At 27.6% G+C, this 13,231-nt stretch carries 15 protein-coding genes and 1 pseudogene; 2 read left to right on the top strand and 14 right to left on the bottom strand.

Annotated features, from left to right (window positions below):
* Nucleotides 1-377: 377 nt before the first annotated feature.
* The 8 genes and pseudogenes from QZZ11_RS02385 to QZZ11_RS02350 all read right to left on the bottom strand — a co-directional run bounded on the left by QZZ11_RS02385 (nt 378) and on the right by QZZ11_RS02350 (nt 6,222).
* A pseudogene (locus tag QZZ11_RS02385) lies at nt 378-1,441 on the bottom strand (MalY/PatB family protein).
* A gap of 225 nt (nt 1,442-1,666) precedes the next feature.
* The gene (locus tag QZZ11_RS02380; protein WP_292473236.1) at nt 1,667-2,827 is read right to left on the bottom strand and encodes a MalY/PatB family protein; all 1,161 of its coding nucleotides are present in this window, start codon (nt 2,825-2,827) and stop codon (nt 1,667-1,669) included.
* Nucleotides 2,828-2,862: 35 nt separating this feature from the next.
* Nucleotides 2,863-3,066, bottom strand: a complete 204-nt coding sequence (locus tag QZZ11_RS02375; RefSeq protein ID WP_292473234.1) for a hypothetical protein — start codon at nt 3,064-3,066, stop codon at nt 2,863-2,865.
* 62 nt (nt 3,067-3,128) lie between these two features.
* Nucleotides 3,129-3,440: a TIGR04076 family protein gene (locus tag QZZ11_RS02370; RefSeq protein WP_292473232.1), complete on the bottom strand. Its 312-nt coding sequence runs from the start codon at nt 3,438-3,440 to the stop codon at nt 3,129-3,131.
* A gap of 18 nt (nt 3,441-3,458) precedes the next feature.
* Nucleotides 3,459-3,926: a flavodoxin gene (locus QZZ11_RS02365; protein WP_292473230.1), complete on the bottom strand. Its 468-nt coding sequence runs from the start codon at nt 3,924-3,926 to the stop codon at nt 3,459-3,461.
* A gap of 120 nt (nt 3,927-4,046) precedes the next feature.
* Complete coding sequence (locus QZZ11_RS02360) at nt 4,047-4,730, bottom strand: amino acid ABC transporter ATP-binding protein (protein WP_292473228.1); 684 nt, start codon at nt 4,728-4,730, stop codon at nt 4,047-4,049.
* A gap of 10 nt (nt 4,731-4,740) precedes the next feature.
* Entirely contained in the window at nt 4,741-5,391 is a 651-nt protein-coding gene (locus QZZ11_RS02355) for an amino acid ABC transporter permease (RefSeq protein WP_292473226.1), read from the bottom strand.
* A 30-nt stretch (nt 5,392-5,421) separates the two neighbouring features.
* Complete coding sequence (locus QZZ11_RS02350) at nt 5,422-6,222, bottom strand: amino acid ABC transporter substrate-binding protein (RefSeq protein ID WP_292473224.1); 801 nt, start codon at nt 6,220-6,222, stop codon at nt 5,422-5,424.
* Between the two features lie 240 nt (nt 6,223-6,462).
* On the opposite strand from QZZ11_RS02350, the gene QZZ11_RS02345 reads away from it, so the two are divergent.
* The gene (locus tag QZZ11_RS02345) at nt 6,463-7,236 is read left to right on the top strand and encodes an exodeoxyribonuclease III (RefSeq protein ID WP_292473223.1); all 774 of its coding nucleotides are present in this window, start codon (nt 6,463-6,465) and stop codon (nt 7,234-7,236) included.
* Nucleotides 7,237-7,240: 4 nt separating this feature from the next.
* On the opposite strand, the gene QZZ11_RS02340 is transcribed toward QZZ11_RS02345, so the two are convergent.
* The 5 genes from QZZ11_RS02340 to QZZ11_RS02320 form a co-directional block, all read right to left on the bottom strand.
* Complete coding sequence (locus QZZ11_RS02340) at nt 7,241-8,281, bottom strand: aldo/keto reductase (protein ID WP_292473221.1); 1,041 nt, start codon at nt 8,279-8,281, stop codon at nt 7,241-7,243.
* Nucleotides 8,282-8,291: 10 nt separating this feature from the next.
* Nucleotides 8,292-8,963: a uracil-DNA glycosylase gene (locus QZZ11_RS02335; protein ID WP_292473218.1), complete on the bottom strand. Its 672-nt coding sequence runs from the start codon at nt 8,961-8,963 to the stop codon at nt 8,292-8,294.
* A gap of 4 nt (nt 8,964-8,967) precedes the next feature.
* Nucleotides 8,968-9,438 (bottom strand): pyridoxamine 5'-phosphate oxidase family protein, encoded by a 471-nt coding sequence (locus tag QZZ11_RS02330; RefSeq protein WP_292473216.1) that lies wholly within the window; start codon nt 9,436-9,438, stop codon nt 8,968-8,970.
* 45 nt (nt 9,439-9,483) lie between these two features.
* The gene (locus QZZ11_RS02325; protein ID WP_292473214.1) at nt 9,484-10,095 is read right to left on the bottom strand and encodes an HAD family hydrolase; all 612 of its coding nucleotides are present in this window, start codon (nt 10,093-10,095) and stop codon (nt 9,484-9,486) included.
* A 79-nt stretch (nt 10,096-10,174) separates the two neighbouring features.
* Nucleotides 10,175-10,693 (bottom strand): DUF4013 domain-containing protein, encoded by a 519-nt coding sequence (locus tag QZZ11_RS02320; RefSeq protein ID WP_292473238.1) that lies wholly within the window; start codon nt 10,691-10,693, stop codon nt 10,175-10,177.
* Here QZZ11_RS02320 and QZZ11_RS02315 point away from each other — a divergent pair.
* Nucleotides 10,641-10,907, top strand: a complete 267-nt coding sequence (locus QZZ11_RS02315) for a hypothetical protein (RefSeq protein WP_292473239.1) — start codon at nt 10,641-10,643, stop codon at nt 10,905-10,907. The two genes, QZZ11_RS02320 and QZZ11_RS02315, sit on opposite strands and share 53 nt — an antisense overlap.
* A gap of 49 nt (nt 10,908-10,956) precedes the next feature.
* Here the strand turns inward: QZZ11_RS02315 and QZZ11_RS02310 are convergent, their stop codons facing one another.
* On the bottom strand, nt 10,957-13,026 hold the full coding sequence (locus QZZ11_RS02310) for an SAP domain-containing protein (protein WP_292473212.1): 2,070 nt from the start codon (nt 13,024-13,026) through the stop codon (nt 10,957-10,959).
* Nucleotides 13,027-13,231 lie beyond the last annotated feature (205 nt).

Here is a 13,231-nt window from a genome sequence, read left to right as displayed (position 1 = left end):
CACAGGAAAATACACCTTATCAGTAACAACTACCAAAGAAGGCGTAAACAACGTAACAATAGGTTACAGCGGAAGTGCCAAATATAATGCTTTCGAAACCAGTACAACATTCACAGTACTAAAAAAAGCATAAAAAAATAACACTTCTCCCCCCATCTATTTTTTTATTTTTTAGGATTTTTAACAATTTGTTGTTTTTACATCAGGTTTTCTTATTCACATCAATTATGATGGGATATGAGATAATTATTTTTTTGTGAAGAATTGACTTGTATCTGAATTAAACTATTTCCCTTCGTAGTGTAAAAATTTGGAAATACACAATTCATTAAAAGCAGATTTAAATCCATAACAAATTTTATGTAAAAAAAAATATATTAATACTTAATATTGTTTATTGCTTCTTTAAATCTGTTTAATCCATCAAGAAGCATTTCTCTAGGACAAGCTATGTTAAGTCTTAGGAAATTATCACCATTTTCACCAAACTGTACACCGGGTGATAAAAGTAAACCGCTCGTTTTATTAATATATTCTACTAATTCTTTGGATTTTAATTTCATTTTACTACAATCTAACCATAACAAATAAGTGGCATCTGAGGAAACCAATTTAACTATTGGCAATTCTTTTTTCAAAAAATCATCAACCAATAATTTGTTTTGATAAATGTATTCATTCAACTGATTTAACCATTCTTCACACTCATTGAAAGCAGAGATTGTAGCAACTATAGAAAATACATTTATATGTGATGAATCATCTATCTCCAATCTATTCCTAATTTTTTCATACATTTGTCTGTTTTTAATATGTATCACTGAACTTTGTATGCCTGCTATGTTAAAAGTCTTTGTAGGTGCCAAACAGGTGATGATTTTATCGTAATCAGTTACTATACTCTCCAAAGCTATATAGTCATTTCCAGGATCTACCAAATCACAATGAATTTCATCTGAAATTAATATAACATCATATTTTTCACATAATGATGCGATTTCTTCTAATTCTTCTTTATTCCATGTTTTTCCTACTGGTTATGAGGATTACAAAGTAACATCATAGTAACTTTATCATTAGATAATTTCTCTTCCAAGTCAGCAAAATCTATTGAATATCTTTCTCCATCATAAAGAAGTTTATTTTCAACAACTTTTCTATTGTTATCGAATATCACCTTGAAAAATATATGATAAACTGGTGTTTGTATGAGTACGCAATCATTTTCTTCAGTGAGTGCTCTTATGATGCTGGATATTGATGGCATTACCCCAACGGAAAAAAGTAAATTTTCCTTTTTCATTTTAAAATCATGTCTATTTTTCCACCAATTTATATAAGAATTAAAATATTCGTCTGGAATCACCGCATAACCAAAAATTCCATGTTGAACTCTTTTTGTCAATGCTTCAATTATCTCAGGTGCAACTTTAAAATCCATATCTGCTACCCACATAGGTAATTGTGTATCGAAATAATCCCATTTTAGTGAACTAGTATTTTTTCTATCTATAATTGTATCAAAATCATATTTCATATTTATTCCCCAAAATAAATTCAAAAAAAAAAGAATAAAAAAAGAAAGGTGTTTATATTTTTTAGTATTTTATAAAATGTTTAGTGAATATTAATAAGTTTCTACTTTTTTAAGTACTTCTCAAGAATTTCATTTATTTAAACTGTTTATTGCTTTTTTAAGTCTGTTTAATCCATCTAACAAAGTATCTTTTGGACATGCTATGTTAAGTCTTAGGAAATTATCCCCATTTTCACCAAAGTATACTCCAGGTACCATAAATAAACCAGCTGTTTCATTAATGTATTCATTTAATTGCTTGGATGGCATTTTAATTTCACTACAATCCAACCATAAAAAATATGTAGCTTCAGAAGGAACCAATTTAACAATAGACAATTCTTTCTTTAAAAATTCATCGACTATTAGTTTATTTTGATAGATATATTCATTTAATTGATTTACCCATTCTTCACATTCATTAAAAGCTGTAATTGTTGCAACTATGGTAAATACATTAACTTGTGATGAATATTCAAAGTCCAATCTGGATTGTATTCGTTCATATAACTCTTTATCATTGATATGAACAACAGAACTTTGAATTCCTGCTATGTTAAATGTTTTTGTAGGTGCTAAACAAGTTATAATATGATCTTTTTCATTAACCGTATTTTCTACAGGAGTGTAACAATTACCCGGATTTACCAAATCACAATGAATTTCATCTGATATTAAAAAAACATCATATTTTTTACATAAATGTGCAATTCTTTCAAGTTCTTCTTTATTCCATATTTTTCCAATAGGATTGTGGGGATTACAAAGAATCATCATGGTGGTGTTTTGATTAGATAATTTTTCTTCCAAGTCTTTAAAATCAATTGAATAATTGATTCCATCATATATTAGTTCATTTTCTATTACTTTCCGATTATTGTTTTGAATTACTTTGAAAAAATAATTATATACTGGTGTTTGTAGGAGTATGGATTCATTTTCTTTAGTTAATTCTCTGATAATACTGGCAATAGATGGCATTACTCCTATTGAAAATAGCAATTCCTCTTTTTCCATTTTAAAATCATGTCTTCTATCCCACCAATTTATATAAGCTTGAAAAAAATCATCAGGGATTAATGCATATCCGAATATTCCGTGCTGAACTCTTTTATCTAATTCCTGAATTATTTCAGGTGCAGTCTTAAAATCCATATCACCTAACCACATCGGTAATTGTGTATCTTGATAATCCCATTTATGTGAATTAGTATTTCTTCTATTTATAATTGTATCAAAGTCATATTTCATAATCAATCCCCACACATATAAAATTAATAGTAAATCTATTTTTTAGATTTTTTAGCTAAATATTTCTCTAATAGTTCTTTTGAATGTTCATCCGTTTCAACTTTTTCTAAGTATTCATCGAGATTTTCTTCAGTTAAGTGACTTTTAGAAACATCAGAAATTTCATCTTTACTTTCGTTATTTGATTGTTCAATTTCTAAATCTTTAATTTTGTTAACTAATTTATTTGTTTGATTCATAATATCATATCTGTAAAATATATTTAATGTGTTTAACGACTAAAAAAAGATAAAAAAGGTTATTATACCTCTTCTTCAAGAGCTTCAATATAAAAACTAACTGGTCTGAAACCATCATTACAAGATATCATTGCGGATTTTTTATTTTTCATCCACCCATCATAGATATCTTCACCACCATGTGCCAAAGTCATAACAAATGGAGAAATTGTTTCCCATGCACTATCACAGAAGTTATCGGGTTTTTCCCATCCATTGGCTATATATACTGTTCCTTCTTCCATGTCACATGCATGTTCTATCGGATTTTCATATTTTTCTATTAAATCATCATATCTTGCCTTTCGAATAACTGTAATTTTAACTTTTTTCATACAAATACCTCAAAAGTATTATTCATCCAGCCATTCTTTTAGAATACTTTCAGATTCATTACCCCGTAACCTAATACCTTTTTTCCAATTATTTTCAGGATAAGCATTTTTAAGATTATTGAATGAATCATTAACTCCAGAACCACCACTGGTTACAAATACATACATATCTTTACTATTTATGTTATTCTCTTCAATAAATGTATTTATTATTGTAGGAGCAGTATACCACCATACTGGAAAACCTATGATTATAGTATCATAGTTACTTACATCTATTTTATTTTTTATTTCAGGTCTTGATGATTTATCATTCATTTCTATTGATGAACGGCTGTTTTTGTCATTCCAGTTCAAATCTGCTGAAGTATATTTTTCTTTTGGTTCTATTTCAAAAATATCAGAATCAATTACAGTATTTAAATTTTCTGCAACTCGTTTGGTTACTCCACTTGCAGAAAAATAAGCTATTAACTTTTTTGTCATTTATATCATTCCTTATATAAGAATTAGTTATTACGTAATATTATATATATAATTTGTTAAAAAGCAAAAAAATAAAAAAAATAAAAAAAGAGAGATTTCACAAGTATAATCTTGTGAAAATTAATCGTAGAATTTTCCTAAGAATGATTTCATTCTTTCATTTGATGAAGAGAATACTTCATCAGGTGTTCCTTGTTCTACTATATATCCATCATCCATGAAAATAATATTATCTGCAACATTACGAGCAAATGTCATTTCGTGTGTAACGATAACCATTGTCATATGTTCAGCTGCCAAATCCTTAATTACTTTTAAAATTTCACCGGTTAATTCAGGATCTAATGCTGAAGTAGGTTCATCAAAGAATAAAATATCAGGATTCATTGCTAATGCCCTAGCGATTGAAACCCTTTGCTGCTGTCCACCAGATAATTCACAAGGATAAGCATCTTCTTTATCTGCCAAATCCATTTTCTTAAGTAAATTTCTAGCTTCTTCGTAAACCTCATTTTTTTCTCTTTTTTGAACCTTCAATGGCGCATGAGTAATGTTTTTCATTACTGAATGATGTGGGAATAAGTTAAAATTTTGGAATACTAATCCAAAAGTTCCATCAAAAATTATTTCACCACTATCATAAGTTTCGAGCTCTGTTATACATCTTAAAAGTGTAGATTTACCGGAACCAGAAGGTCCGATTATACATAATACTTCACCTTTATTAACTTCAAGAGAAATATCTTTTAAAACCTCATTATCGCCGAAACTTTTTTTAAGATTTTTTATTTCTAATAAACTCATGATATTCCTCCTAATCATAGTAACTTAAACGTTTCTCGAAACGTTCCATTACAAATGCAACAAATACGTTGAATACATAATAGAACACACCTGCTACTAACAATGCGCTGATTGATGCATCAGCTGCTGCAATTTGTTTTGCAACAGTAAACATTTCAGGAATTGCTATTACAAAGGATAAGGATGTATCTTTTACAAGTGTAATAACTTCATTTGTAATTGAAGGTAATACAATTTTTATAACTTGAGGTAAAATGATTATAAAAAATGTTTCAATTTTATTGTACCCTAAAACTTGGGCTGCTTCGTACTGACCTTTAGGAATTGATTCAATTCCACCCCTAAATATCTCAGCAAAATATGCTGCATAGTTAATTGAAAAAGCAATAATAACTGCTACCATCCTATACTCGGGTGATAAAGTCATTCCAAAAATATAGTAAGGTCCAAAGAACACTACAATTAACTGTAGCATCAATGGAGTACCTCTCATGATTGAAATATATATTTTCATTAACCATTGTAGAGGTTTAAATTTACTCATCCTTCCTCCAGCAATGACTAATCCTAGAGGAATGGAGAATAATAAAGTAAGTAAGAATATCTCTATTGAAGTTACCATCCCTTCACATAGTTGTGATATAACTGTACTTAGTATCATATATTATTCGCCTTTATTTTACAAAAAAAATTATTCTGTAATTAATGATTCAGGAACTCCATAATCAGCATAATTTTGTGCTATTTTTGCGATAGTTCCATCTTTTTGCATTTCATCTAAAGTAGCTTGTACTTTATCTTTTAAATCATCATTACCTAATTTAAATCCAATACCATAATCTTCAGAAGTAATGTTTTCATCTAAGATTTTGTAAGTATCTGCACCATGTTCTTTAACTTGGTATTTTGCTGTATTGTAATCCATAGCTACTGCATCACAAGCACCAGATGCTAAATCATTAAATGCTGTGTTATAATCTGCAATTTGTACTAAATTTTTGAATGTGTCAGCAATTGTTTTGTTGTCACCTTGAAGTGCACTTAATGCTGATGAATCTTTTTGAGTTTCAACTTGTTTATCTTTTAAATCTGCAAGACTGTTTATTCCAGAATCAGATTTTACAACAACTACTTGTTTGTTGTCAATGTATGGTTTTGACCATGTGTATTTATCTTTTCTATCATCAGTTATACTGAATCCATTCCAAATACAGTCAATGGTTCCTGAACTTAATTCACTGTCTTTAGCATCCCAATCGATTGGTTGAGCTTTAAAAGTCCAATTGTTTCTTTTACATACTTCTTGTGCTAATTCTAAATCAAATCCTGTATAGGATCCATTTTCTGCTTTGTATCCGTAAGGAGGGAATTCTGCATCGAATCCAACAATTAAAGTAGTGTCGTCATTTGCTGCAGATTCATCAGCACTAACTCCGGCAACTAATGCAAGAGCGAGTACTAATACTCCTACTAAAATTCCTATTTTTTTCATTTAAAAAACACCATATAATTTATATATAAATTTTTTCAATAGAATAGAAAAACTAATCTATCTAATTAATAGTTTATAACTTTATATATTTATTTATTTCATTTTTAAACACATGAATAATAATAAAAAATATTAAAAAAATATTAAAATCTATAAAAATGTATAATATTTGGATAAAAAAAGATAAATTCTTAGATAGATATATTAATAATTAATAAAATTGAAAGAAGGAATAACCATATGTCTATAAAACTAGTATCATGGAATGTAAATGGAATTAGGGCTGTAAGCAAAAAAGAAGAATTTTGGAACTGGTTTGAAAATACAGAAGCAGATATAATTAATTTTCAGGAAGTAAGAGCTGAATTAAAACAAATCCCAAAAAAACTGTTGAAAGTTGAAAATTTTACTCATCATTTTAATGAAGCTGAAAAGAAAGGTTATAGCGGTGTGGGTACTTTTTCAAAAATTGAAGCTTGTGGAATTAAAAAGGGTTTAGGTATTGAAGAACTAGATAAAGAAGGACGGGTATTACAAATAGAATACTCTGATTTCACATTATTCAATATTTATTTCCCAAATAGTGGAATGGAAGCTAAAAGATTAGACTATAAAGTGGATTTCTGTGATGCATTACTTGATATAGTTGTTGACTTAAAAAATAATGGAAAAAATGTTGTAATTACAGGAGATTATAATATTGCTCATCATCCAATTGACGTTTATAATCCTGCAAATTGTGAGGGAAAATCTGGTTATTTACCAGAAGAAAGAGATTGGTTGGATAGATTGGAAGAAGCTGGTTTTATTGACACGTTTAGATTATTTGATGAAGGAGAAAATAACTTTACCTGGTGGAGTTATAGAACTAAAGCAAGAGATAGAAATGCTGGTTGGAGATTAGATTATTTCTATGTTAACGAAGAAATGAAAGATAAAGTTAAATCAGCTACAATTCTCAACCAGGTTTATGGTTCTGATCATTGCCCTGTTACTTTAGAATTAGATTTTTAACTTTCTAAATCCTATTTTTTGTATTTTTCATCCAAACTTTCTCATTTTCATTTAATTTTTTATTATTATCAGCCATAACTCCAACTAATTCATGAGGTACATATAATTCTTCCAGATAACTCAAATCATCATCTGTCAATTTTAAATCTACACTATTTACTGCACCATCCACATGGTGTTTTTTTGTTGCTCCCACTATTGGAGAAGTAACCTTTGTTTCCAACCAACTAAGTGCAACTTCTGTCATAGATACATTATAATTACTAGCTAATTCATTTACACGTTCAATAATCAGATTATCCTGCGTACTTGTAGAATCATATTTTATTTTAGCATATGCATCTTCTTTTAATCGCTTGGATTCAGCAGTAGGTAATCTTGATAGCCTACCTGATGCAAGAGAACTATATGGAGTAAGTGCAATGTTATCTTCCAAACATAAAGGTAACATTTCCCGTTCTTCTTCACGGAAAATAAGATTATAATGACCTTGTACTGAAACAAATTCTTTAAATCCTTCCTGTTTTGCAATCATATTGGATTTAACTAATTGCCATGCAAAACAGTTAGAAATACCAATATACTTTACCAAACCATCTTCAACTAATTGATTTAATCCATCCAATACATCATATATTGGCGTGTTAAAGTCCCACATATGGTATATGTACAAATCAATATAATCAAGACCTAAATTTTCTAAACTCTTATTTGCCATCTGTTTAATATGTTCCTGACCAGAAATATTGTTTTTAATTTCTTCTTCAGTTCTAGGTAAAAACTTTGTTGCTATAACAATATCATCCCTTTCTGCATATTCATTAATAGTTTTTCCCAAATACTGTTCACTAGTTCCATTTTGATAACCAATTGCAGTATCGAAGAAATTTATTCCATTATCCAATCCATATTTAATTATTTCTTTTGATTCCTTTTCAGGTAAAGTCCAGGAATGCATACCATTATTTGGATCTCCAAAACCCATACATCCCATACATACTTTACTGACACTTAAATTTGAATTTCCTAATTTTACATACTTCATAATACCAACTTCATAATTTCCAATCTATTTCTTCAACATTATTCTCTTTTAAAAAAGTATTTGCTTGTTTAAAATGATTACATCCGAAAAAGCCGCGCCTTGCAGAGAATGGACTAGGATGAGATGTTATCAAAACCAAATGATTGGGATTGTTTAACAATTCTTTCTTTTTTTCTGCCTGTTTACCCCATAACATAAATACTATAGGCTGATCTTGTTTATTGATTTCTTTAATTACGTTATCCGTGAATTTTTGCCAACCACAATCGCTATGAGAATTTGCATTAGATTCTTCTACTGTTAAAACAGTATTTAATAGAAAGACGCCCTGTTTAGCCCATTTTTCCAGACTACCATTTTCAGGAATTTCATAAGAATATTCCTGATTAATTTCCTTAAAAATATTGGATAATGATCTAGGTATCGGATTTCCTTCGGGTGTGGAAAATGCCAATCCGTGTGCCTGGTTAGGTTCATGGTAAGGATCCTGTCCCAATATCACTACTTTAATATGAGATAAGGGAGTGTACTTAAATGCGTTGAATATATCTTCTGCATGTGGATATATAATTTTGTTTTCATATTCTTTCTCTAGAAAAACATCCATTTTTTGAAAATATAATGTATTTTGTTCTCTTTCGATAAATTTATCCCAATCATTACCTAATTTCTTATTTAACATATTATCACTTTTCAGTCACAATTTTTCCAGTCATATGTTCAATACTCATTTCAAGCACAAGTGTACGTTCAAATGCCTTAGTAATCTCATCTTCAGTGTAGTCTTCTGATGGAAAATATTTGTTTCCTAATATTCTTAGCTTATTTTTTCTTTCATTTTCATCTGTAATTTCTTTAATTTTTCCAAAGAGGATTACACTCTTAAATATGTACCACCATTGGTTTTCAACCTTTTCACCCTTATTTATTACACAAAATGATACTTTTTCATGTTTTTTAACTGAATCATACATGTGTCCTTCTAATGCTGAATGAAATATTATTTTTTCATTGGTATAAACATAATTTAAAGGAATTCCGTATGGATAATCATCATCACCTAAAACTGATAAGATACCTCTTGATTCATCCCGTAATATTTGAATACACTCATTATCAGACAATTGTTGTTTAATTCTTCTCATTTTTCTAAACATAATAATATATATGATATAAGAACTTAATTAGATTAATTAAAATTTTTAAAAGTCCAATAATTCTTTTACGTTGTCAATAATTTTTATTGGATAATTATCATAATAGGCTTCTTCATCACCCTGACCCCATGTGACTATTATCACATCCAATTCCACATTTTGTGCAGTTACAATATCTGTTTTTTTATCACCGATATAGACTATTTCTCCTTTTTTATAGTTTACATTATTTAAGATTCTATTCATTACTTCCGGATTTGGTTTAAATCCACCTTCAGGAGTATAACCAATAACATATTTAAAATTGATTTCCGGAAATAGTTTTTCTGTATAATACTCCAATTGTTCCTGACTACGGTTTGAACATATTGCCACTTCATTTCCTCGTTTGATTAATTCTTTTAAAACTTCGTTAATTCCATCATAAGGCAATGTATATTCTTTTTCACTTTCTTCATAGATTTTAGAATATAATTTAAGTACTTGCATATCCTCTGTCATGCTATTTATAAAATCAGAATAATCTATTTGATCAAGAGATTCATAAGTATATTCTGGCAAATTATTCTGTTTTAATGCTTTGTTATATGCTATTACAGAATCGTAAAATGTATTAACTAATGTTCCATCAAAATCAAAAATGTAAAATTTCTTCATAAATATATATTTGAAAAAAAGATTTAATAATTATACTCATTGAAAAAAAAAATAATAAAAAAAGAATGAATTTAAAGATTTACCTTTCAGAATATAATAATCCCATAGCTCTTTTTGAGAAAAATAACATATATACTCCAAAGATACTTATTACTATGGATGTTATTACATTTGAATGCAAATACCATAAGATGGTTAAAACAACCAATAGACTTATGATAATTACGCTGAAAACTGTTAAAGTGGTTAATAGTACTTTTTCAAAACCTATTGTGTGCATATCATTTAATGTGCCAAAAACGTTTAAAGCATTTGTTAATTTTCCAGTTTTTGCTAATCTACATTCAGCCATTGTTGTAGCTAAAAAGAATATTATTGATATGATTAATCCAAGTATAGGCATGATCCATAATTGCAAAATAACCCCTAAAAAGAAAGACAATAATGTTGGTACTATAAAATAAAATATATTTACTACCAGTATCTTCCTCGAATTTTTTAATTGGTTTGAAAATTTGAAATTGGGAGTATTTCCGCTTTGATATATGCTTTCCTTTAGAATATCTAATGAATATCCCTGTGTTAATAAAAACAACACTAAAGAAATTAACAATACACCTGCAATCAATAGCAGTTTAATCCAGTTATTTGCTGAAATTTCAAATGATTCAAGATTAAAAGCAACTACTGTAAGCATTCCCATAAATATAGCCGAAACCATGAAAATCCATGATGATTTGATACTTTTAGTAGGATATAATATTGAATCTATAATATATCACTTATTTCCATATATTCACATCAATACTTGATTAAAAATAATTTACTCATGAAAATATTTAAACTTAACTATATCCCATATTAAAAATAACTATCCAATGACGATATTTTAATTGATTTCTTTTTATTTGAAGAAGAATAACCGCCTATTTTACTTGGATAATGATTATATTTGATTCTATAGTTAAGATTATCTAAATTATTTTGATTTAGAACACTTTTTAATATTTCTGAGGACTCATCCAATGTTAAATGTAGATATTTTTCATCAAATTCCTGATAAATCAAAGAAATTATAAAAAACATCTCCTCAAAATCATATTCGTATTTTAATTTTCTCAAAGTATTAAATGTACTTTCCTCTATTGGATTATAAAAATCATAATAAACATCATCTATGAACAACATGTTAAGATTTATAAAGAATAACTTTAATTCAAGACGTAAAAACTCCTCAATATCCTGAAGATTTGAATATAATTGAGATTGTAGCTTAATTGAATCAATCAGTTGATTATGTTTTTTTAAATTTATTGCTTTTTCTATATGTTGGTTTAAAAAATCAAGTGTTATCTCATTTATGGATGTTTTTTCACTACTAGCAAAAAATTCCTCAAATTCTTCATAAACATAATTTTTCAGATATTTATTATGATACAAAATTGTTTTACAATCTTCTTTAAACTGAAATCCTAATTCTGTTATTTTAGGAACTTTTGATTTTATTTTAGTTAAGGAAATATTCGATTTTATTCTTTCTATCAGTTCCGTTTTATTACCGGATTGTTTTATATTATTTTTCAGCAATATGTTTTTTAATTCTGAAACACTAAATTCCTGTCCTTCTTCAGACCAGCTAGACTCTAAAACATCATACGTAATATAACCTTTTTTATACATAAATTGCCTTAAATCAATATTCGAGATATTATAATTATCGGCAGCCATGTTGAAAATTGAATAATAATTTTTTATATTCAAATTGTCTATAATATAACATATAGCTAATGAAATTAAGTACTCCTCATTAAACTCATCTTTTTTCTCTATTATATTATTTAATGAATATTTATAAGATAATGTTTCGGTTAAAACATCATGATAAAGATATTTATTTTTATTTTTTACATTCACATCGTTAAAAATATCATAACCACAACTTACACAGTATCTACGAGAATAATCCAATTCCTCATTACAGTAAGGACATGGATTTTTAATAGAATCATCTTTTTCTTTAGTATTATGAAGATTTGAAACTAAATACTTTAAACGTAGAGGTATGGATTGTTTACGAATTGTACTTCTTGTTAAATCTATGAATAATTGTTGTTTAATCTTTTTTATTTCATTAAGTGTTACCAGACCTTCATTTACATAATCCATAAAGATATCTGCTAAATCCGATGAAAACAATTCTTTAATTTCCAAATTAACAGATGGTAAATTTTCTCTTAAAAGCAATAATCTTCTTTCTATTTCAAGATCACGCCTGGTTAATATATTAACTATATTTTCAAAATAATCTTTATTAAAAATATCCTTGGATTCTAAGGTTACTTTCTCTTTTTCATGCCCAGATATTGCATAATGCACTTCAAAAGTTTCATTATTTTCAATATTAAAAAGTAATGAAGCACAAAGATCCAAATCATATAAATTTGTTAAATTTAGGAAAACATCCCTATTTAGTTGAGAATTCTTAGGAACAATATTTTCTATATCAATATTAAAATTTATGGCACTGACAACTAATGTGTCATTTACTTTTTCAGCATAACCATAATTAACTAATGCAGTAACTACTATTTTATTTGGTTCATGAATACTTATCACATAACCTTCTTCAAGAATACGTGATAATTCTTTATTAAATAACTTATTTCCTCTAAAGGAAGGTAATATATAAATGTTTGTTAAAAGCAGATGAGAATCATTTATAATGGTATATGTACTAAAACCAGCTACTTTTTCCTTAAATCTTATTTCATTAAAAATATTACAATTATCAACATTTAAAACATAATTTTCTTCGATCATAGAATCATAAATACTTCCATAATTAGTTTTTAATATATCTTCAAGGATTAATTTCTTATCATTTTGATAAATAGAAAAAATTTTTAAATGTTTACTTGTATTGTAATTCATGAAACCATTTCCCAAAAATAGTTTTTTCTATTATTATATTAAATTATTTAAAATAAATAAATTTGAGTGGCCGACAAAATTCTGATTTTTTCATTGAATGATAAATGAAAATTTTATATCAGGATTTTCTCGATGCAAATTATTTGCAAAATTTTTTAAAGAATTACTTTCTTCCACGTTATTTTTTTATCATGTTTTCTAGTCT

Source organism: Methanosphaera sp. (assembly GCF_016282985.1).
GTDB lineage: Archaea > Methanobacteriota > Methanobacteria > Methanobacteriales > Methanobacteriaceae > Methanosphaera.
This window is presented reverse-complemented; position numbering and strand designations above follow the sequence as displayed.